General features: G+C 35.5%; 21 protein-coding genes. 10 read left to right on the forward strand and 11 right to left on the reverse strand.

Annotated features, from left to right (window positions below):
- Position 1: 1 nt before the first annotated feature.
- Positions 2–391, reverse strand: a complete 390-nt coding sequence (locus tag PXD56_RS15510; RefSeq protein WP_276494258.1) for a DUF983 domain-containing protein — start codon at positions 389–391, stop codon at positions 2–4.
- 185 nt (positions 392–576) lie between these two features.
- Here PXD56_RS15510 and hemN point away from each other — a divergent pair, with 185 nt between their 5' ends.
- Together hemN and PXD56_RS15520 are read left to right on the forward strand one after the other, a co-directional pair.
- Positions 577–1938, forward strand: a complete 1362-nt coding sequence (gene hemN, locus PXD56_RS15515) for an oxygen-independent coproporphyrinogen III oxidase (RefSeq protein WP_276494259.1) — start codon at positions 577–579, stop codon at positions 1936–1938.
- A gap of 53 nt (positions 1939–1991) precedes the next feature.
- Entirely contained in the window at positions 1992–2813 is an 822-nt protein-coding gene (locus tag PXD56_RS15520) for a universal stress protein (protein ID WP_276494260.1), read from the forward strand.
- A gap of 81 nt (positions 2814–2894) precedes the next feature.
- Here PXD56_RS15520 and PXD56_RS15525 read toward each other — a convergent pair whose 3' ends face one another.
- The 10 genes from PXD56_RS15525 to PXD56_RS15570 form a co-directional block, all read right to left on the reverse strand.
- The gene (locus tag PXD56_RS15525) at positions 2895–4352 is read right to left on the reverse strand and encodes a vanadium-dependent haloperoxidase (protein WP_276494261.1); all 1458 of its coding nucleotides are present in this window, start codon (positions 4350–4352) and stop codon (positions 2895–2897) included.
- A 61-nt stretch (positions 4353–4413) separates the two neighbouring features.
- Positions 4414–4905 carry a GTP-binding protein gene (locus PXD56_RS15530; protein ID WP_276494262.1) on the reverse strand — a complete coding sequence of 164 codons (492 nt, stop codon included), beginning with the start codon at positions 4903–4905 and terminating at the stop codon, positions 4414–4416.
- 27 nt (positions 4906–4932) lie between these two features.
- On the reverse strand, positions 4933–5637 hold the full coding sequence (locus PXD56_RS15535; protein ID WP_276494263.1) for a sulfite exporter TauE/SafE family protein: 705 nt from the start codon (positions 5635–5637) through the stop codon (positions 4933–4935).
- A 3-nt stretch (positions 5638–5640) separates the two neighbouring features.
- Complete coding sequence (locus PXD56_RS15540) at positions 5641–6087, reverse strand: FixH family protein (protein ID WP_276494264.1); 447 nt, start codon at positions 6085–6087, stop codon at positions 5641–5643.
- 18 nt (positions 6088–6105) lie between these two features.
- On the reverse strand, positions 6106–7524 hold the full coding sequence (gene ccoG / locus PXD56_RS15545; RefSeq protein WP_276494265.1) for a cytochrome c oxidase accessory protein CcoG: 1419 nt from the start codon (positions 7522–7524) through the stop codon (positions 6106–6108).
- Between the two features lie 47 nt (positions 7525–7571).
- Entirely contained in the window at positions 7572–8528 is a 957-nt protein-coding gene (locus PXD56_RS15550; protein ID WP_276494266.1) for a cbb3-type cytochrome c oxidase N-terminal domain-containing protein, read from the reverse strand.
- A complete protein-coding gene (locus PXD56_RS15555) occupies positions 8525–8716 on the reverse strand; it encodes a cytochrome C oxidase subunit IV (RefSeq protein WP_076550414.1) in 192 nt (63 codons plus the stop codon). Before PXD56_RS15555 ends, PXD56_RS15550 begins: the two co-directional genes overlap by 4 nt.
- Positions 8717–8727: 11 nt before the next feature.
- Positions 8728–10926, reverse strand: a complete 2199-nt coding sequence (gene ccoN / locus PXD56_RS15560) for a cytochrome-c oxidase, cbb3-type subunit I (protein WP_276494267.1) — start codon at positions 10924–10926, stop codon at positions 8728–8730.
- A gap of 2 nt (positions 10927–10928) precedes the next feature.
- A complete protein-coding gene (gene ccoS / locus PXD56_RS15565; protein ID WP_276494268.1) occupies positions 10929–11138 on the reverse strand; it encodes a cbb3-type cytochrome oxidase assembly protein CcoS in 210 nt (69 codons plus the stop codon).
- A gap of 286 nt (positions 11139–11424) precedes the next feature.
- Entirely contained in the window at positions 11425–13821 is a 2397-nt protein-coding gene (locus PXD56_RS15570; protein ID WP_276494269.1) for a heavy metal translocating P-type ATPase, read from the reverse strand.
- Between the two features lie 116 nt (positions 13822–13937).
- On the opposite strand from PXD56_RS15570, the gene PXD56_RS15575 reads away from it, so the two are divergent.
- From PXD56_RS15575 to PXD56_RS15610, 8 genes are all read left to right on the forward strand, one after another.
- On the forward strand, positions 13938–14627 hold the full coding sequence (locus tag PXD56_RS15575; protein ID WP_276494270.1) for a Crp/Fnr family transcriptional regulator: 690 nt from the start codon (positions 13938–13940) through the stop codon (positions 14625–14627).
- A gap of 80 nt (positions 14628–14707) precedes the next feature.
- A complete protein-coding gene (locus tag PXD56_RS15580; RefSeq protein WP_276494271.1) occupies positions 14708–15580 on the forward strand; it encodes a universal stress protein in 873 nt (290 codons plus the stop codon).
- Positions 15581–15709: 129 nt separating this feature from the next.
- The gene (gene rpiA / locus PXD56_RS15585) at positions 15710–16387 is read left to right on the forward strand and encodes a ribose-5-phosphate isomerase RpiA (RefSeq protein WP_276494272.1); all 678 of its coding nucleotides are present in this window, start codon (positions 15710–15712) and stop codon (positions 16385–16387) included.
- 243 nt (positions 16388–16630) lie between these two features.
- Complete coding sequence (locus tag PXD56_RS15590; RefSeq protein WP_276494273.1) at positions 16631–18661, forward strand: transketolase family protein; 2031 nt, start codon at positions 16631–16633, stop codon at positions 18659–18661.
- 55 nt (positions 18662–18716) lie between these two features.
- Entirely contained in the window at positions 18717–19370 is a 654-nt protein-coding gene (fsa, locus tag PXD56_RS15595) for a fructose-6-phosphate aldolase (RefSeq protein ID WP_036155370.1), read from the forward strand.
- Positions 19371–19503: 133 nt separating this feature from the next.
- Positions 19504–20535, forward strand: a complete 1032-nt coding sequence (locus PXD56_RS15600) for a hypothetical protein (RefSeq protein WP_276494274.1) — start codon at positions 19504–19506, stop codon at positions 20533–20535.
- Positions 20536–20580: 45 nt separating this feature from the next.
- Positions 20581–20934 (forward strand): DUF7668 domain-containing protein, encoded by a 354-nt coding sequence (locus PXD56_RS15605; protein ID WP_276494275.1) that lies wholly within the window; start codon positions 20581–20583, stop codon positions 20932–20934.
- Positions 20935–21069: 135 nt separating this feature from the next.
- The gene (locus tag PXD56_RS15610) at positions 21070–21582 is read left to right on the forward strand and encodes a hypothetical protein (RefSeq protein ID WP_276494276.1); all 513 of its coding nucleotides are present in this window, start codon (positions 21070–21072) and stop codon (positions 21580–21582) included.
- Positions 21583–21621 lie beyond the last annotated feature (39 nt).

Below are 21621 nucleotides of genomic sequence, written 5' to 3' on the forward strand. Positions count from 1 at the left end.
GTTAATTAATTTTCTTTGCTATTTCTTTATCAAATTTAAAAAATATATTCGCCCAAATAGATTTAGAAACTGCAGCGATCCAGGGCATTGCTAATACCAATGCGGTAACTATCACTACAAATAACGCACCTATAGAAAGCTCTAGGCCAAAAAGTAAGGTTAGAACATACGCTGCAGCAGCTACGGCAATACCAACTGCATAAGACACGTACATAGAACCTGTGTAAAAACTAGGTTCAATGCTATATTTTAAATCACATTTTGGACAACGCTCTTTTACTTTATTGAAGTTACTTAATTTATAAGGATTAGCCTCAAAGAATTCACCTTTGTGGCAACGTGGGCATTTCAAAAATATAATACTGTACAATTTAGAACCCTGTGGTAACATGCTATTAAATTTAAAAACAAAATTATTAGATCTTACATGTTAGTATTGTAACATTGGTTACATAAGCCTGTCTATTGATCCGTTAGTTTTTTTGGAAAGTTATCTTTTTTCATTAATGCTTGAACTGATATAAATCATATTTTAAACTGGTAATGACATGTATGTTTGTCAAAAAACAAATTCATATGTGTTCGCTTGTTCAAAAGTATAATGTGCCTGGTCCTCGCTACACCAGTTATCCTACGGTTCCTTTTTGGGATATCAATACCTTTTCTGGAAAAAAATGGGAAGCTTCGGTAAAAAAGAGTTTTCATGTGAGCAATGCAGTATCTGGTATTAGCCTTTATATACACCTGCCTTTTTGCGAAAGTATTTGTACGTTCTGCGGATGCCATAAGCGTATTACAAAACGACACGATGTTGAAATGCCCTATATAAAATCTGTCTTAAAAGAATGGAGATTATATAGTGATATGTTTGATGAGAAACCTATAATAAAGGAACTGCACTTAGGTGGAGGCACACCAACTTTTTTCAAACCAGAGAATTTAAAGTATTTAATAGATGGAATTTTAAGAATTGCCGATAAAGCAGCTGATGCCGAGTTTAGTTTTGAAGGACACCCAAACAATACTACCAAAGAGCATTTACAAGCTTTATATGATGTTGGTTTTAGAAGGGTAAGTTTTGGGGTTCAAGATTATAATGAAACCGTACAGAAGGCAATTCATAGAATTCAGCCTTTTATAAACGTAAAAAATGTTACAGATTGGTCTAGGGAAATAGGCTATGAATCTGTAAGTCATGATATAATTTTTGGCTTGCCACATCAGAAATTGGAACATGTAAAAAATACCATAGAAAAGACCAAAGAACTGAAACCAGACCGTATTGCCTTTTACAGTTATGCGCATGTGCCTTGGTTGGCAGGTAATGGACAAAGAGGGTATAACGATGCAGATTTACCTGCGGGAGATGAAAAGAGAAAGCAGTATGAAGCAGGTAAGGAATTGCTTTTGAACTATGGCTATCATGAAATAGGTATGGATCACTTTGCTTTACCTACAGATGGTCTGTACAAGGCTATGCAAAATGGTAAACTACATAGAAATTTTATGGGCTATACCAGCTCTAACACCCATTTAATGATTGGGTTAGGGGCATCTAGTATTAGTGATAGTTGGTATGGTTTTGCGCAGAATGTAAAAAATGTAGAAGAATATCAGAATTTGGTAGATAATGATATTATACCGCTTTATAGAGGTCATATTTTAACAGAGGAAGATCAAATTATAAGAAGACATATCTTAAATTTAATGTGTCAGTTTAAAACATCTTGGAGCGAATTTAAATTACATCTACCACAAATGGATAGTATTCTAGATAGGTTAGAAGAAATGAGAGAAGATGGCTTGGTAAACATTACCGAACGTAGTCTTCAAGTAACCGAAAAGGGTAGACCATTTGTTAGAAATGTATGTATGGCTTTTGATTTGCCATTACAAAAGAAAAAACCGGATACCAAGTTGTTTTCAATGACGGTTTAAGTAATAAAAGAAAAAGAAGTTCCTAATCTTAATAAATGCTAAATAAAATTACCATGAAAAAAATAATTGTACTTACAGATTTTTCAAAACAATCAGAACAAGCACTAAAGGCAGCATCTGATTTGGCTAAAAAGCATGATGTTGAGCTGTTAGTGGTTCACATGTTAGAACTAAATCAGGCAATACTATCATCACCTGATGGTATTTATATTGAGCAAACCGTATTCTTGGTAAAGCTTGCAGAAAAGAATTTAAAGGAGTTTTTGGAAAAACCTTATTTAGAAGGGGTAAAAGTAACGCCGGTAATAAAGCATTATAAGGTATTTAGTGAGTTAGATGCCATTGCGGAAGAACATAATGCAGACTTAATTGTAATGGGTTCTAATGGCGCTAGCGGATTAGAAGAAATGTTTATTGGTTCTAATGCTGAAAAAGTAGTTCGTAACGCAACGGTACCTGTTTTAGTAATTAAAGGCGAGATTACTAATCTAAGTTTAGACCGTTTTGTGTTTGCGTGCGATTTTAACGATGATAACTTACCTGCCTTTCAAAAAGCTAAGGAATTTGCAGAAATGTTAGGTGCTAGTATGGAGGTTGTTTTCATTAATACGCCAAACGATGAATTCTTAAGTAATAGAGATGCCTATCAAAAAATAAATAAATTTTTAACTAAGGCCAATTCGGCACAACAAGTTGAGATTTACAACGATTACAGTGTAGAACAAGGTATATTGAATTATGGTAATACCATTTTAGCAGATGCCATAGCAATGCCTACACATGGCCGTAAAGGAATCTCACATATGTTCAATGGCAGCATTGGGGAAGATGTAGTTAATCATGCTAGAATACCTGTAATCACATTTAAAATATAGCTACTAACCTATACTATAGATAAGAATAAACCCAAGGTGAAAGCCTTGGGTTTATTTGTTTTAGATATTCTTAAAAGACACTTATTTAATACCTAAATGCTCATTATAAAATTTCCATGCTTGAGCTGCAACATCTCTGCCTAATTCTAAACCGGCTATGTTGTCCGCTTGAATATGGTAACCTCCCATAACTCTAGACATACCAGCCATATTTGCTGATTCTGTAAATGTTGGGAAGGTTATAGTCACTGGTTTTCCGTAAAAAGCAGCATCAATTTCAGTTAAGGTTCCTGGTGTTAATTCTACCGATTCACCAAAGTAATCATCGCCAGTAAATAAACGCAGTACTTCTGCACAGCCACCACTAATGGTACTATGACCAGAAGTATAACTAGGAAATGGTGGGCATAAGAAAATATCTGGAGAATAAGGTCTCCAATCTTGTCCTTTCATTTCTATTACACCAACTCCAGGTCCGCCCCAAGCTTTAATCGTTTTGTCTTTGTAATATTCATGAACCAATGCGTAAGGTCTTGCATAGTCATAAAACATCTTAGAATCCCAAGACGCTATAAAGGCATCCATAGCGGTAATCTCAGTTAAGAAATACATTTTTACATCTTGGTCTAAAGTATGTTTGTCACGTCTTGAGACATCTTGGGCAAACTTTAGCCAGTGGCCAGCTTGTTGAACAGATTGTGGGCCGTCACGCATGAACTCGACCAAAGCCTTATCTTCATCAGAAAGGTTGGCTTGTAAATCAACTACTTCTTTTACTTCTTTTTTCAACTGCTCAGAACCATACATTGGTGGCGGTCCCGGTCTAAATTGATCGGCAGATGTCATAGTAACAGGTGTTACTTTTTGCCAGTATGGCGTAAGGCACCCTGGTGCATATTGTCCCCCTTTTCCATCAGAAAAGTACTTAGGTTGCCAACGGTTAATGTCTGTACTTTCATCTGCAGTATTTACAGGATTATAATTAGTATAGTCAAAATAAGCTTCTCCGTTCGAGCCTTCTGAATTGCCATATTGATTACTACCATCATTTTTTCTTGCTTCTATAGTTGCTTTGGCGGCTAAGTTTCCAATACCTTCAGGGGTAGTGGGGTCCATTGATGTGTTGTCTGGATCAAGACCTAATTCAACCATAAATTTCCTGAACATTTCGGTATCTGAATAATAGTATTCTTTCATGGCGCCAAAAGCGGCATAACTAATGGCAATTTCTTTATTTGAAAGTATTTGTTCAGCTAAAGGTCTTCTTTCTATATTTTTTAGGTAAACAGGAATTGCATTTTCATCATATAACGACCATGCATCAAAAATAGAAATGAAAATCAACCCTAAATATCGCGAAGTAATTGTTGGTCTTGGTTTAAATTTTTCGGTATCGGATGCTGTTGCATCCAAAGCCATTTTTCCCCATTTATAGGCTATATTATTAACACCTTTGGGTTCTTCTTTTTGTTGTTGGGCAATAGTAGTTTCTGCACTAAGAAATATTAGTGTTATTGCTAAAAGTAAGATGCGTTTCATTTTTTATTCGTTAGTTATTCTGGTATATTAAATATAGTAAGGAGTTTAAAAAAAATAAAATTTATGCTGTAAGAACATTCTGCATAAAGTCTAGTAATTGCTGCATTTGTGGCTCGCCTTTCTTTTTACCACTTCTACCGGCAAAATATAATACAAACCAAATAAGAACCAATAGCACCATAAGACCAACTTGTATATGATAGTTTTTACCTAATGATGCACTTGAATATGCCCAAATACCTATAATTATAAATAAAGTAGCAACTATAAAGTGTACAAACATAAAGAAGGTCCATAGGGTAGGGTTAGGACCAAAAACACCATATAGCTTACAGCTAATATCATCTACTTCATCTATTTCTAAATGGAGCTGTGGTGACCAAAAGTGATGCTCTTTTTGATTGAATTTAATGAATACATGCTCATCTAATCGTTTTACCAAAAACGGATTCTCTTTTGATTGTTGAAACCTGCTAAGAACAATTTCTTTATTCTTTGGAATGTGCAGTTGAAACCTAGGGCGAAGTACAATCTCGTTCGGTAACGGTTTCATATGAATAGATTTATTTGGATATCGTCATTAGTTATGACATTCTATAGCACTAGATACTAATTGGGTAACTGGGGCAGGGGATACATAAGGAATGCCCAAGCCAAGACCTCTAAGAATAAAGAGAGCACCAATGATAATAACAAATACAGGAATGGCTTTTTGCACTTTTTGACGTATACCGCCTTTTAATAAATTACTGAAGTAAATGGCAGCTGTCATAAGTGGTAAAGTGCCAACGCCAAAAAGCATCATGTACAAACTACCTTGTAAAGCATCGCCCATAGCAATAGATCCAAAAAGAGCCATGTAAACCAGACCACAGGGTAAAAATCCGTTTAAGAAACCTATGGTTAAAAATGTATCTGGCGATTTCTTTTTAAGCTCTTTACCTAATTGGTTCTTTACTTTAGATATGACTTTGTAAATAGGTTTTGATAGGTTGTATTTGTTGAAGGTTTTGTAAGGAATCAATACAATCAATATCATGATAATACCTATACCAATAGACAGTTTTTGTTGTATGCCAAAAATGGAAAGTCCTTTTCCTAACAGACCAAAAACAAGACCAATTAGTCCATATGCCATTAATCGACCAAAGTGATAAATGAATATTTGTCCAAATTTTTTATAATTGTTTGTTCTATCTACCGGAAGCATAAAGGCAATGGGTCCGCACATACCAACGCAGTGCAAACTTCCCATGAGACCTAATATGAGGGCAGATAATAGCATAATTTAAAATGTTATACTCTCTTTATGAAGAAACTCTTTTTCTTCGTGTTCCCAGAAAACCTTAATATCCCAACGACCATCCAACAATTGATTGTCAGGTATGAGCAAATGTGAATTGGATAAACTAATGGGTAAGTCAAAATCCAAATTCTTGTTGGATGGTCTATAAAGGGATACGATACCTTTTACATTGGTATCATCATATCCATCAGGAAAAATTACGAGTAAACCCTCAGGAGATTTTTTAATTTCTATTTGTGAAGAGGCAATACTTGCATTTCTTTCAGCATCGATTTCTTTCTGGTAGCCAAGTTCGGCTTTATAATATTCTTCTGTTACCAAATCATGATTAGCATCATGACTAGTAGTCATTGTAACTACAAAAAACATAATAAAGCTAATGAATGCTACAATGGCAATTACAATACCGGTACCCCAATTAATCTTCATAATATTTCTGTTTAATTACTATTTATAACTACGTGGTGCTAGAAAGCGAGCCGTAGTGGTCTCAATTAGTTTATCATTACTGTACACCCCAATTTTAAGGTTGTTCTTATCACCACTTAAGGCAGATTGGTTAATTTCAATGAACAATGTACCTTCTGCCAAAGCCTCTGGGTCAACATCAAAATTTTCGTGGCGCACCAGTTTAATTTCTCCTTTAGGTGATATCAATTTAAAATGAACATCTTCTACGGTTTTCGTAGTCTTGTTCAGTAATTTATAGGTGTATACATTACTTATAATATTACCTTCTTTGTGTTCGTAAAGCTGACCAGGTAACCTTAAAATATTTGCTTCTAGGTCATTTCTTAAGAACATCATACCAACTAGAACACCCGTTAAAATAACTAGAACTGCAGTATACCCTTTTAGACGTGGTGTAAACTTGAATTTCTCTTTTTTGGTAATTTCATCTTCACTGGCGTAGCGGATCAAGCCTTTTGGCAGATTCACTTTTTCCATAATAGTATCGCACTCATCTATACAAGCGGTACAGTTAACACATTCTAGTTGCGTTCCATTTCTAATATCTATTCCTGTAGGGCAAACATTTACACATTGGTTGCAATCAATACAATCACCATTGCCTAGAGCTTCACGGTCTTCATTCTTACGCCATTTTTTTCTGCCATTTTCAGCTTCGCCACGTTCATAATCGTACGCAACTACAATAGATTTATTATCAAGAAGCACCCCTTGCATACGACCGTAAGGGCATGCAATGATACAAACCTGCTCTCTAAACCAGGCAAAAACAAAATAGAAAACACCGGTAAAAATCAATAAGGATACCATGGTGCTTACGTGCTGGGCAGGACCATCTGTGATGTATTGAATTAAACGGTCGCTACCAATAAGATAGGCAAGAAAGACATTGGCAATAATGAATGAAATGATAAAAAAGATAAACCATTTCAAGACACGTTTTCTAATTTTTTCAGCATTCCATTCTTGTCTATCTAGTTTTATTTGGGCACCTCGGTCTCCGTCGATCCAGTATTCTATTCTACGGAAAACCATTTCCATGAAAATAGTCTGCGGACACATCCATCCGCAGAAAATACGTCCAAAGGCAACTGTAAACAGTGCTATAAAAATTACCCCGATAATCATTGAGATTACAAAGAGGTGAAAATCTTGAGGATAAAATGGAAAACCAAAAATGTTAAAGCGTCTTTCCAGTACATTGAACATTAAGAACTGGTTGCCATTTATTTTTATAAAAGGAGATGCAATCAAGAAAATAAGCAGAACATAACTTACATACTTACGGTACTCATAAAGCTTACCACTTGGTTTTTTTGGAAATACCCAAGCACGTTTACCATCTTCCTTAATGGTACCTATGGAATCTCTAAAATTATCTTGATCTTGTGACATTATTTCTCTCTTTATAGGCTAAGAGAGGTTTTACCCTCTCACTATACTCAGTTCATGGTGACCGCAGCAGAATCTATAACTACCTCAGTAGCTTCTGCCTCAGCGGGAGCTTCTTGCTCTGGAGCATTTGGATCTACCCAAACATCACCTTCGGGCGCCTTAGGGTTAGCAGGTGTGGTACCTTGAAAACTTAAAACGTAACTAGCTACCTGAGCAATTTCTGCAGGTTTTAAGTTCTGTTTCCAAGCGATCATACCCTTACCGTCACGACCACCTTCAGAAATGGTATGGAAAACGTTTTTAATACCACCACCAAGAATCCAGTTTTGATCTGTTAGGTTTGGTCCAATACCACCGCCACCATCTGCCATATGGCAAGCAACACAGTTACTTTCAAAAATGCCTTTACCGGCACTAATATCAGATGCATCGGTTAATAATTCTACCGTATTGGCATCAACAAGACCTTTGGCTGTCTTTTTATATGCTTCAATTTCTAATTGTGCTGCAGCAACTTCTTGTTCGTATTCCAGTTTTTGATTGTAATCATTAAAGACATGAAAACGAAGTAGGTAAACTACTCCAAATACAATAGAAGCATAAAATAGATACACCCACCAAGGTGGTAAGTTGTTGTCCAACTCGCGAATACCGTCATAGTTATGGTCAAGAATAATTTCACCTTCAGACTCTATAGGTTTACTGCCCAACATTTTGTTGTACATGTTTTTTCCCCATGTCCATTCCCATTTTTCTTCTTTGGCTTCTAAATAGCGCAGTCTTGCTTCTTCATCTAGCGTATTGTATAAAACATTCTCAATAGCTTGAACTATAAAGGCTATTGCTATTAAAAGCAATAAAATAAGAGCCATAAAGCCAAACATCATTGTAGGGTAAGCTAGAAAAGCTGGTTTATCACCACTATCAATGTAAACTTCCATAAGTACTACGACCAGGAAAAAGGCCACTGTTATTCTTAACCACCAGGCTGTATTGTTTTTCATAATTGGTTGTTTTGTTGGTTATCTTCTTCTAAAGGCAATTCGCTAACTTCTTTAATGTATGATTTTGATGCTGTAATAACCCACCAGAATAATAGGGTGAAAAACACAAAGAAGATTAGTAATGATATCATAGGGTAGGTTGCTACCCCATCTATAGTTTCCATGTAACCTTTTACAAATTTGAACATGATTTTTTGTTTTAGTTATCAGATAATAATTCACCAGTTTCCTTGATCTTAATATCGGTACCCAAACGTTGTAGGTATGCAATTAAGGATACAATTTCACGGTCTCTCATTTCTATGAATTCCTCTCCGTTTTCAGCAGCATACTTTTTGTCTGCCTCATAAGATTTTGCAAAATCCGGATCACTATATAAGTTTTTCTCAATTTTTTCTGCCTGAGCATCCATCAATTCGTACGCATTTGCAATTTCTTCTTCAGAATAAGGAACACCTAAAGTCACCATTGCTTCCATTTTCGTTTGAATATTACTTCTGTCATGTTCATCTCTAACAAGCCAAGCATAGGCAGGCATTATGGAACCAGATGAGGTACTTTGAGGGTCGTACATATGGTTCAAGTGCCAGTTGTCTGAGTATTTACCACCGACTCTTAATAAATCTGGACCGGTACGTTTACTACCCCAAAGGAATGGGTGATCGTATACGAATTCACCAGCCTTGGCATATTCGCCATAACGTTCTACTTCACTTCTAAACGGACGAACCATTTGTGAGTGACAGCTAACACAACCTTCACGAATGTATAAGTCACGACCCTCTAGTTCTAAAGGTGTATATGGTTTTACACTTGTAATGGTGGGTATATTTGATTTTACCAAAATGGTAGGTACAATTTGTATAAGACCACCGATCAAAATAGCTACAGTTGCTAAAATGGTTAATTGAATAGGCTTACGCTCTAACCAAGTATGAAAAGTTTCACCCGCAGTTCTTCGTTTAGAAACTGTTGTAAGTGCTGCTGCTTCTGCCAATTCATCTTCTATTACGCTACCAGATTTAATAGTGCGTACAACGTTGTAGATCATAACACATGCACCAACAATATAAAGGCTACCACCAATGGCACGCATCCAATACATAGGCATAATTTCGTGTACAGTTTCTAAGAAATTACCGTAAACTAAAGTACCATCTGGGTTAAAGTCTTTCCACATTAAGGCCTGGGTAAACCCTGCAACGTACATTGGTAGGGTATACAGTATAATACCTAGTGTACCAATCCAGAAGTGGAAATTAGCCAATCCAATAGAGAATAATTTATTTTTCGTCATTTTAGGTACCAACCAATAAATCATACCAAAGGTCAAGAATCCGTTCCACGCTAAGGCACCTACGTGTACGTGAGCAATAATCCAATCACTAAAGTGGGCAATTGCGTTTACGTTTTTAAGTGAAAGCATTGGACCTTCAAAAGTTGCCATACCATAACCGGTAATTGCAACTACCATAAATTTTAAAACTGGATCTGTACGAACCTTATCCCAGGCACCACGAAGTGTTAGAAGTCCGTTGATCATACCACCCCAAGATGGAGCCAACAACATAATTGAAAAGGCTACCCCTAAATTTTGTGCCCAATCTGGTAAAGCAGAATATAATAAGTGGTGTGGACCCGCCCAGATATATATAAAAATCAATGACCAAAAGTGAACTATAGATAATCTATAGGAGTATACAGGTCTATTTGCGGCTTTAGGTACAAAATAGTACATAAGACCTAAGAAAGGTGTAGTCAAGAAAAATGCAACCGCATTATGACCGTACCACCATTGTACTAATGCATCTTGTACACCAGCATATACAGAGTAACTTTTTAATGCACTAACAGGTAATTCTAAATTGTTGAAAATATGCAGTACCGCTACAGTTACAAAAGTTGCCAGATAAAACCAGATAGCCACATAAAGGTGACGCTGTCTTCTTTTTATCATGGTACCAATTAGGTTAACACCGAAGGCAACCCAAATTACGGCAATAGCAATATCAATAGGCCATTCAAGTTCGGCATATTCTTTAGAACTAGTATACCCTAGAGGTAGCGTAATGGCAGCAGAAACAATAATGGCTTGCCAGCCCCAAAAATTAAGTTTACTAAGAAAATCGCTGAACATACGCGCCTTTAGCAAACGTTGGGTGGAGTAGTAGACTCCTGCAAAAATTGCATTACCTACAAATGCAAAAATTACTGCATTGGTATGTAATGGACGTAAACGACCAAAACTTAACCACGATATACCATCGGTTACATTGGGGAAAATGAACATAAAGGCTAACAATAAGCCTACAGACATACCCACAATACCCCAAAACATAGTGGCATAAAGGAAATTTTTCACGATTTTGTTATCGTAATAAAACTGCTGTACTTCCATAATTATACTTGTTTATTTAGTTGGATTTTCTCTTGTTTAAAATCTTTAGTTTTGGTCTCTTTTGGTTTGACCAGTTCATCTTCAAAAAGCATACGTACAGATGGGGTGTAAGCATCATCGTATTGTCCTTGCTTGACCGATACGATAAAAGCGACAAAAAAGATAATTGCCACAACTAGACTAATTGCTAGTAAAACATAAATTACACTCATACCTACCTGAATTATTCCGTAAAAGTAAGAGTGAAGCAAACCTTAGAAAATGACAATTGTCATACTTTAAAAATTTTCTTTAAATATTTAAAATGACTGATAAGTTTGGTGCTGTTTTGTAGTTATTAAGTAGCGGAAAATCAACAAATAAAATTAATTTGTAAATGGCGTGTTTCTGTGGATTAAATTATTTTAATACGGCTACAGAAAGAAAAAATGAATACTAGATTTACCATCTTAAATTACTAAGATTGGTGTAAAATGAATTTTGATAATAATTCTTTGCTTATGGAAGTTTTCTGCCAATGAGGTTGGTCATAACCGTAGTAAAAATAACAATGCTAATAGAACTTAAAGGCATAAGAATTGCCGCTATTACGGGTTCTAATTGACCTGTTATGGCAAAATATAGACCCACGCAATTGTAGAGTAATGACAATATAAAACTCATTTTAATAATTCGCATTGCTTTTTTAGACGCCAGTATATAAGAGTATAGCTGTTGAAATTTTGTAGCATCTAAGATAGCGTCGCAGGCAGGGGAGAAGACATTGATGTTTTCAGAAATGGCAATGCCTACGTTACTTTGCGCAAGCGCCCCTGCATCATTTAATCCGTCACCCACCATTAAAACTTTTTTGCCTTGGTCTTGTAAAGATTTTATGAACTCTAGTTTTGTTTCTGGTTTTTGGTTAAAGTACAACGGAGTCAATTTTGGCAACAGCGCTTCTAGTCGTTCTTTTTCGCCTTCATTATCACCAGATAGTATTGCCAGGTTTAAAGTTGCAGACATGTTTTTAAATACAGATGAAACTCCATCACGATATTGATTTTGAAAAACATACCGTCCTTTATAAGCGTCGTTAGAGCTGATGTAAATAGAAGTATCCAATAGATTTTCTGAGTTGCCCTTACCTACAAAATTGGCAGAGCCGATCTTCATGTTTATATCATCTTTTGAGCTTTCAAGCCCTTTGCCAACATGTTCTTCATACTCATCTAAGGTGATGATATTCTGCTCTTTAAGTAGATCATATAAAGATCTGCTTAAAGGGTGGTTAGAAGCTCTTATGGTGTTCTTTAAAATAGATTCTTCTTCTGGGGATAATGGCATACCTTCATAATGAGCCGTACTTTTTTGAGAAGTGGTAATTGTTCCGGTTTTATCAAATATGGCGGTATCTATTTTTGCCAAACGTTCAATAGTTTGGGTGTCTTTGATATAGAATTTCTTTTTACCGAAAATACGCAGCATATTGCCTAACGTAAACGGTGATGCCAGCGCTATGGCACACGGGCAAGCAATAATCAATACTGCAGTAAAAACGTTCATGACTTTAGACGGGTCATAGTATAGCCAAAAAGCAGTGGCAATAAATGCAATAGAAAGTACGGCAATGGTAAAACGTTTACCAATACTATCGGTAAGGTTTTGAAAAGCGGTTACTTTATCCGTTTTAAAAACAGCATTTCCCCATAACTGTGTCAAGTAACTTTGTGATACGGATTTTAAGGCAATCATTTCAATAACACCGTTCAGCTGCTTTCCGCCGGCAAATACTTGTTCTCCAATTTCTTTGGCCACAGGTTCAGATTCCCCTGAAACAAAGCTATAATCTATTTGTGCATTACCGTATACCAAAGTACCGTCAACAGGAATCATCTCTTCGTTTCTGATCAAAATTCTATCGCCCTTTTCAATTTCTTGAACAGGTACCGTTTCTTCTTTACCTTTTAAATTTAATCTGGTAATAGCAATAGGAAAATACGATTTGTAATCGCGCTCAAATGATAAAAAGCTATAAGTTCTTTGTTGAAAGAACTTGCCTAGTAATAGAAAGAATACGAGTCCGGTGAGGGAATCAAAAAATCCACTGTCCAGGTTAAAAGCAATATCATATGTACTTCTTAGAAATAATACTAAAATACCCAGTGCAATGGGCACATCAATATTTAAAAGCTTTGCTCGTAACCCTTTGTATGCAGACACAAAATAATCCCACCCGGCATAGAACACAACGGGTAATGAAAAGATGAACATCATCCACCTAAATAAGTCTTGATATTTATTCAACCAATACTCACCACCAGAAGCGGCACTAGTTCCTAAGTCAAAATAATCAGGAAAAGATAGAAACATGACATTACCAAAGGCAAAGCCTGCAACTCCAAGTTTATATATTAAGCTTCTATCAGATACCTTCTTTTTACCTTCAAAATCTTCTAGTGAGATATAAGGTTCATATCCAATTTTTGCCAATAGCAATACCAGGCTCTTTAAGCTGAAATCTTCATTTTTGTAAGTTACCCTAATCGTTTTCTTAGGGAAATCTACCTGAGAGTTTGTTATGTGCTTATTCAGTTTATTCAGGTTCTCTAAAATCCAAATACATGAACTGCAGTGAATGGTTGGTATATAGAGGTTGATGATTTGAATGTTACCATCATTAAACTCTGTCAGTTTCGCTATAATTTCTTCATTATCTAGAAAATCATATTTTCCTTCAATAGCATTAGGTGTAGAGCCTGCGGCTTCCTGTAGTTCATAATAATGAGCTAGATCGTTTGTAGAGAATATTTCATAGACGGTTTTACAACCGGTACAACAAAATGATTTTTCGTCAAATGTTATATGTTGTCTATCACAAGGATCACCGCAATGAAAACATGTATCTGCTTGCATAATTATTAACTAATATATTGCAAAGGTGAAAATGAAACACTTTTTAAAACATGATAATTGTCACTTATTACAATTATGGGCTTATGTAATTTTGCACCATATTTAAAAATGTAACCATGGAAAATAGATGTGAAAATTGTATCATAAGACAGTTTAATTCTCTCCGTGCGTTAAACAAGGACGAATTAAAAAAAGTATCTGACTCTAAGATATCTAAGAAGATTAAAAAGGGAGAACCTTTATTTATAGAAGGGCAGAAGTTAGATGGCGTATTTTGTGTTAGAGATGGTGTTTCTAAGTTGTCTAAATTAAGCAGTAATGGTAAAGAGCAAATTGTAAAGCTTACCAATAGAGGAGAAATAATGGGGCAACGATCGGTAATTGCCGAGGATTTTACCAATTTAAGTGCTACCGCCATTAATGATATGGAGGTTTGTTTTATACCAAAAGAAGTTATTTCAAACACGCTGAATACCAATCCTAATTTTTCTTTAGAAGTGTTACGGCACCTGGCCCATGATTTAAAAGAGGCAGATGATGTTATCGTTAATATGTCTCAGAAAACGGTAAGACAGCGCTTGGCAGAGGCCTTTATCTATTTAAAGAAGAACTACGGAGAAGATGATAACGGTTTTTTGTCCTTAACCCTAAGTAGAGACGATTATGCAAATATAGTAGGTGCTGCTACGGAGTCTTTAATTCGTATGATTTCAGATTTTAAGAAAAAAGGATATATAAAAACAGAAGGTAAAAAGATAGGAGTTTTAGAAGAGGATACCTTACAAGAACTTGCCGATGGTTTTTAAATAATTATCGAAGTTGATAAATGTCATAGTTTCAATTCATTGGTGAAACTATTTTTATCATCAAATGATGAGCCTCATTTATGAAAAAAATTTTAATACCAACCGATTTCTCGTTAGCAGCATGGAACGCCACAACGTACGCCCTGCAATTGTTTGCAGAAACTGAATGCGTATTTTACTTCTTAAATGCCTATACGCCAGAGATGCACAGTAATCGCTTAATGGCGGGTAGGGCTTCAGATACGACAAAAGGATGTTCCGCTCAATCTGCTTCAGAAAAAGGATTACGAAAAACGATACATCGTATTAAAAAGGAATACAGAAATCCGCTACATAAGTATAGTTCTATTTCTACATTTTCAATGTTGGTAGATGAAGTAGAAGAAGTAGTCAAAGAAAATGATATAGATTTTATAATGATGAGTGCTAGCGGTGGTGCTGATGACGAATCTATATTCTTGGGAAGAAATACGGTAAAAATTTTGAATCATGCGTACCAATGTCCCGTAATGGTGATTCCGCCAAGGGTCCATTTTGAAAGTCTACAATCCATTTCAGTCATATCAGAATTCAATCATTTACTTAAAGGTGATGAATTGAATCCTGTGGTAGAATTGGCGCGGTATTTTAATAGCACTGTACAAATTGCAAGCATGCAAAATACAACTGCTCAAGTAACAGAATTACAGCAGTTGAATCATGAGACTTTTACTAAAAAGTTAGAAGGTATTTATCATAATTTCTACAAATTAGATGCCGAAAGTTCCTTAACGACTACTTTAAAAAACTATGTGGATCAGACTAATTGCCAATTACTTGTTATGTCTAATGATGTCAATGGGTATTTAAGAAATTTATGCCATGATTATATCGTTGGCAGATCTACATTTTGCTGTCATGTACCTTTATTGGCATTGTCACTTGTTGAGCATAATATCAGTATAAGCCGTTAATATCTTTTTCGTTAGGGTTGTTTTAACGCATATATCACAAAATATTTAATATTACTTTGGGCTTAGGGTAATGCTATCTATTAATTCTAAATATCTTTAACATCAGATAAACTATAATCAATAGAAAAGGTGAGCGCGGTAAACGAAAAAAAAGTAGCAGCATTAGAAGCGGTAAAATATGTAAAATCTGGTATGACGGTTGGTCTAGGTACTGGATCTACCGCATTTTTTATGATAGAGGCAATTGGTGAAATGGTGGAAAGCGGAATGCAGATTAAAGCCGTTGCAACTTCTAATGAAACGGAAAAACTAGCTACAAAGCTAGGTATAGATGTCATAACCCTTGCAGAAGCTAAAAGATTAGATGTAACCATTGATGGTGCAGATGAGGTAGATGAAGACTTTCAGCTGATTAAAGGCGGTGGTGGAGCATTGTTACGTGAAAAAATCGTTGCGCATAATTCAGACTTGAATATTATTATCACAGATTCATCAAAGAGTGTTTCTAAGTTAGGAAAATTTAAATTGCCTATTGAAACAATACCTTTTGCTACAAATTTAATTATCAAGGAATTGGAAGCAATGAATTTGAGACCCGTACAGCGTATGAACGGTGATGCCGATTATAAGACCGATGAGAATAACGATATTGTTGATATTGACATTTGGGATACTAATATCACTTTGACCGATTTAGAGCAGCAATTAAAAACCATACCCGGTATAGTTGAAACCGGATTATTCTTGACCACAACCAATTTGGTCATTATTGGTAAAGGTGAAGAAGCCATTGTAAAAAAGAGGTAGAGCCCTTTTGTTAGTATAGTTTAGATTGAACAAATTGATAAAATAGCGTCTAAACATAATTCGAAAACCCTTTCGCAAACATAAATCTTATAAACTGGTAGCGTATGAGTGCTTATCACTTGAATTCTATAGAATTATGTTGGTCAAAATATTTTAATTAGCGCCCATTATAAAGTATCTTTGGGGGAGAATTTTAGTAGCGAGTAAAATAAACACGAACCTGAAAAATAATCTAATAATATAATGAACAAGGAACTAGATCAATTAGCAGCCGACAATATAAGGGCATTAGCTGTAGCGATGGTAGAAAAGGCAAATTCTGGACACCCAGGTGGACCAATGGGAGGCGCAGACTACATGCACATTTTATATTCTGAATTTTTCAACTACGATCCTTCTGATATGAAGTGGCCGTTTCGTGATCGTTTTTTCATGGATGCAGGGCACTTATCAACTTTAATGTACGCTCAATACTATTTATTGGGAAATTACTCTAAAGACGATGTATCTAATTTTAGACAATGGGGATCGGTAACACCGGGTCACCCAGAAGTTGATGTTGCAAGAGGTATTGAAAATACATCAGGTCCATTAGGTCAAGGTCATACTATGGGTGTTGGTGCTGCAGTAGCGGCTAATTTCTTGAAGGCACGTTTTGGAGATTGGATGAACCATAAAATTTATGGTTTTATTTCTGATGGTGGTGTACAAGAAGAAATCTCTCAAGGTGCAGGTAGAATTGCAGGTCATTTAGGCTTAAGCAACTTTATCATGTTCTATGATTCTAACGATGTTCAATTATCCTCAAAAACAGATGAGGTAACTTCAGAAGATACTGCTAAGAAATATGAAGCTTGGGGATGGAAGGTAGTAACTATAGATGGTCATGATCATGATCAAATAAGAAAAGCGTTGACAGATGCCAATGCAGAAACAGAAAAACCAACATTGATAATCGGTCAAACGATTATGGGTAAAGGTTGTGTAACTGCAGACGGTACACCATATGAAGGTTATACAGAACTACACGGTAAGCCAATTGGCAATACAGGTGCGGATTATGAAAAGACCTTGGTAAATTTAGGTGCGGACGTAGCCAATCCTTTTGATATCTATTCTAAAGTAGAAGAGTACTACGAAGGCATTATCAATAAAAAGAAAGATGAAGCACAGGCTAAGAAAAAAGAGATAGATGCATGGCGTTCAGAGAATGCCGAGCTATCTGCTAAATTAGACGGTTTCTTAGAAGGTAAATTACCAGACTTGGATTTCAGTTCGGTAGCGCAGAAAGAAGGTCAGGCAACACGTGCCGCTTCATCTAACGTTTTGGCATACTTGGCACAGAATGTAGAGAATATGATCGTTTCTTCTGCAGATTTATCTAACAGTGATAAAACAGACGGGTTCTTAAAGAAAACCAGCGTGTTACAAAAAGGAGATTTCTCTGGAGCTTTCTTACAGGCAGGTGTAGCAGAATTAACTATGGCGACTATGGCAAACGGTATTGCGCTTCACGGCGGGGTAATGGCAGTAGTGGCAACATTCTTTGTGTTCTCTGATTATATGAAACCAGCTATACGTTTAAGCTGTATTCAAGAATTACCGGTGAAGTTTGTTTGGACTCATGATGCCTTTAGAGTAGGAGAGGACGGACCAACACACCAACCAATTGAGCAAGAAGCTCAAATACGTTTGTTAGAGAAATTAAAGAACCATAGTCACGAGCAAAGTTTTGTAGCATTGCGTCCTGCAGATTCTCAAGAAACCAATGTAGCTTGGAAAATGGCCATGGAAAATCAAAAAACTCCTACCGGACTTATTTTATCTCGTCAAGGAATAAAAGATCTTCCTGCTAAGAGCGGTGACCGTTATGAAGAAGCATTAGGAGCTGAAAAGGGAGGTTATTTGGTACAAGAAGTAGCAGATCCAGATGTAATTTTAATTGCGAATGGTTCTGAAGTGGCAACATTGGTAGCTGCAACAAAATTATTGGAAGAAAAAGATGGGTTAAAAGTGAATATCGCTTCTATTCCTTCAGAAGGTATTTTTAGACAACAGTCAGAAGCATACCAAGAAAAAGTGATTCCGCCGAACAAACCGGTTTTCGGACTTACGGCAGGTCTTCCTGTAAACTTAGAAGGTTTGGCAGGACCTAACGGAAAAGTATTCGGTTTAGAACACTTTGGTTATTCTGCACCGGCAACGGTACTTGATGAAAAATTCGGTTTCACCGGTGATCAAGTATACCAACAAGTAGTAGATTTTTTAAAGTAAACGATCTTTAAGGCTTGCCCTAAAGACATTCATAATAATTTTAAAATAAGACAAAATGAAATTTTTTATAGATACAGCAAATTTAGACGAGATTAAAGAAGCTCAAGATATGGGTATTTTAGATGGTGTAACTACCAACCCGTCTTTAATGGCAAAAGAAGGTATTACAGGTGCCGATAATATTTTGGCACATTACAAGAAAATATGTGATGTAGTTGACGGTGATGTTAGTGCTGAGGTGATTTCTACAGATTATGAAGGTATGATCGCAGAAGGCGAGAAGTTGGTTAAAATTAGCCCTCAGATCGTTATTAAAGTTCCTATGATCAAAGAAGGTGTAAAAGCAATTAAGTATTTTTCTGATAAAGGATATAGAACAAACTGTACATTGGTATTTTCTTCTGGTCAAGCATTATTGGCAGCTAAGGCAGGTGCAACATACGTATCGCCTTTCATTGGTCGTTTAGATGATATCTCAACTGATGGGTTAGGATTGATAGCCGATATTCGTATGATATATGATAACTACGGTTACCAAACTGAAATACTAGCAGCTTCTGTACGTCACGTAATGCATATTATCGACTGTGCTAAAATTGGTGCTGATGTTATGACAGGTGGTTTAAGTTCAATTACTGGACTATTAAAGCACCCATTAACTGATAGCGGTTTAGCTAAGTTTTTGGCAGATTACCAAAAAGGAAACTAAGTTGTAAGATTTAGTCTAATGATATAAAAAACCATCACTGAAAAGTGATGGTTTTTTTTGTTTTATATTAGTTGGCATATAAGATGGATATAGTAACTTGTTATCTTATACAGATGTTGTATCCAATTAAAAAATGATGTTTCCTAACCAAGACATAAATACAGGAATTCTAAGTGGTCTACTTATTGACAATTCCTTTGGTCCTTTTGCAAAGGAATACTCAGAGGTAATTTCTTTACCTGAGGAAAAAATCTATGTCTGGACCCCTGAAAAAGATGAGTACTCAAAGCTAATTTCTACAGTTAAGCCTTCAATTCATAATCTGAGCTATTGGAAAAATTTTGGCATTTTGTTTAAATATGTAATGGCTTTGACTTCAGATTTTGAATCTTTAATAGAACTTGAATATAAATGGATTGAAAATTTTGATAAAGGCAAGACTAAAAATGAGCTGATTTATCCCGATATGGAGAAGTATAGACATGATGAATTTATGTTCAACTATGATTTGAAGGAAATTTACGAGCAGGGACGAGTTCTAAATTTATCTTATTTATTTGATAACAGAAGACTTTTTAATGAGCTCTACATCAATGATAAATTTTTCTTTGCAGTACAGCATGTTGTTTCAGCTGTTTCAACTCATTGGTATTGCCATTTATGCGAACTGTCACCTCCACATTTGAGAAAGCATCCAAATCATGACTTTGAAAAATATTATGAAGTTTTTGCACTACCACGTTTGGAAATTGCAATCATTCAGGCAACAAAAGCGGTTGAAGGTTTGTTGGGACAACCAGGCTCAAATAAAGAAAAGAGATTAAGAAGATGGAAAGAGGTTCTTGATATCGATCCAGATGAAAAGTTCTTAGATTCTAACAAATCATACTTCACCTTTCATTCATATCTCGTAAATGAAATAAGAAATAATGTTGCCCATAACATAAAGAACAAACCGTTCAAGGCAAATAGGAAGCTGACAATTCAAGCTCAGATTTACGCTTGGAAATTAGTTCATGATTATTATGGTAAACTTTTGAAGTCAAATCTAGAAAATGAACCTATCACTTTTAATAGAGAAATTGAATCAAGAATTAGGAAAGACTTGGGAACAAAAATAACAGCTGAAAATAAACTAGCTACAACAATATATAAACAGCATTAAAACGACCGTTTATAGTAATCGTTGTGCTTAATGTTAAAAAAAGTGATGATAGATAATGATATAAATCAATTAGCCTATAATTTGAATAACGAATTATTGGATTATATAAATCATCGAAATTTAAATAAACTTAATTCCAATTATGGAATAACTTCTGCAATGTTTGAGGAAATTGAAGAAGTTATAAATGATGTGGGAGTTGACTTGAAAAAAGTAGGTTTAAAAATTAAAGGCGGAAAACTTCTTGATATTTGGGAATTTGATGAACTTAATGGGTATGGTGTTGAAGTGGATTTAATAACTATTAATGGCGAAAGAACAGATTTAACTTTGATAACTGAGTTAGATAAAGTTGGAGAAGGATATAAATTAGAATATCGACAGTTAGGGGTAATGTGACGTTTTTAAAATAAACTAAGCTTTAGCTTCTTGCGTAGACGGAAACGAAAAATTTTTGCCTCCGCATTATAGTTAGGTATACCATGGGCAATAATTATGAAAAAAAAATTCAAATGTTTGATTTTTGTAATAATAATGGCACTTTCATTTGTCTCAAACGGACAAAGGGAAAAGCCAAAATACACTTTCAAAATGGACGAAGTTGCTGCAGAATTCGAGGCTGAACTTACCAAAAAAAAAGTGGACACCATAATGCAGGCATATTACCTGTATGATAATGGAAGAGGGGATAAAGCAACCAATCTATATTTTTGGACAAAGAACGGTAAACATCAAGTGAAGGCTATTGGATTTGGCAAGAAAAATAAAGCGAAAGATTTTGAAGCTAAAGCATGTCCAGAATTTGAAAAAATTCTAGATTTTTATTTTCAAAATATAGAAGCTATTTTTCAGTCAGTTCCTGAACAAACTCCTGGAGCGACTTTGTCTTTGGTTCACAATTATGGTTTTTTAATAAAACTAAAAATGAATCAGACAGAGTTCAAAACCTTTTTGAGAGATGAACGTAGAATAAAAAATACGCACCCTAGAGCCGAATGGATTAATATGATTGCGGAGGTAGCTGAACCATACATTGCGGGAAAATAACTAATACCTATATAACCTAAGGGTATTGATGATCCTAGG

Origin of the sequence: Maribacter zhoushanensis (assembly GCF_029350975.1) — a bacterium.
GTDB lineage: Bacteria > Bacteroidota > Bacteroidia > Flavobacteriales > Flavobacteriaceae > Maribacter > Maribacter zhoushanensis.

Coding starts and splice junctions, on each gene's coding strand:
- PXD56_RS15510 (WP_276494258.1), bottom strand. CDS start 391: ATGTTACCACAGGGTTCTAAATTGTACAGTATTATATTTTTGAAATGC.
- hemN (WP_276494259.1), top strand. CDS start 577: ATGTGTTCGCTTGTTCAAAAGTATAATGTGCCTGGTCCTCGCTACACC.
- PXD56_RS15520 (WP_276494260.1), top strand. CDS start 1,992: ATGAAAAAAATAATTGTACTTACAGATTTTTCAAAACAATCAGAACAA.
- PXD56_RS15525 (WP_276494261.1), bottom strand. CDS start 4,352: ATGAAACGCATCTTACTTTTAGCAATAACACTAATATTTCTTAGTGCA.
- PXD56_RS15530 (WP_276494262.1), bottom strand. CDS start 4,905: ATGAAACCGTTACCGAACGAGATTGTACTTCGCCCTAGGTTTCAACTG.
- PXD56_RS15535 (WP_276494263.1), bottom strand. CDS start 5,637: ATGCTATTATCTGCCCTCATATTAGGTCTCATGGGAAGTTTGCACTGC.
- PXD56_RS15540 (WP_276494264.1), bottom strand. CDS start 6,087: ATGAAGATTAATTGGGGTACCGGTATTGTAATTGCCATTGTAGCATTC.
- ccoG (WP_276494265.1), bottom strand. CDS start 7,524: ATGTCACAAGATCAAGATAATTTTAGAGATTCCATAGGTACCATTAAG.
- PXD56_RS15550 (WP_276494266.1), bottom strand. CDS start 8,528: ATGAAAAACAATACAGCCTGGTGGTTAAGAATAACAGTGGCCTTTTTC.
- PXD56_RS15555 (WP_076550414.1), bottom strand. CDS start 8,716: ATGTTCAAATTTGTAAAAGGTTACATGGAAACTATAGATGGGGTAGCA.
- ccoN (WP_276494267.1), bottom strand. CDS start 10,926: ATGGAAGTACAGCAGTTTTATTACGATAACAAAATCGTGAAAAATTTC.
- ccoS (WP_276494268.1), bottom strand. CDS start 11,138: ATGAGTGTAATTTATGTTTTACTAGCAATTAGTCTAGTTGTGGCAATT.
- PXD56_RS15570 (WP_276494269.1), bottom strand. CDS start 13,821: ATGCAAGCAGATACATGTTTTCATTGCGGTGATCCTTGTGATAGACAA.
- PXD56_RS15575 (WP_276494270.1), top strand. CDS start 13,938: ATGGAAAATAGATGTGAAAATTGTATCATAAGACAGTTTAATTCTCTC.
- PXD56_RS15580 (WP_276494271.1), top strand. CDS start 14,708: ATGAAAAAAATTTTAATACCAACCGATTTCTCGTTAGCAGCATGGAAC.
- PXD56_RS15590 (WP_276494273.1), top strand. CDS start 16,631: ATGAACAAGGAACTAGATCAATTAGCAGCCGACAATATAAGGGCATTA.
- fsa (WP_036155370.1), top strand. CDS start 18,717: ATGAAATTTTTTATAGATACAGCAAATTTAGACGAGATTAAAGAAGCT.
- PXD56_RS15600 (WP_276494274.1), top strand. CDS start 19,504: ATGATGTTTCCTAACCAAGACATAAATACAGGAATTCTAAGTGGTCTA.
- PXD56_RS15605 (WP_276494275.1), top strand. CDS start 20,581: ATGATAGATAATGATATAAATCAATTAGCCTATAATTTGAATAACGAA.
- PXD56_RS15610 (WP_276494276.1), top strand. CDS start 21,070: ATGGCACTTTCATTTGTCTCAAACGGACAAAGGGAAAAGCCAAAATAC.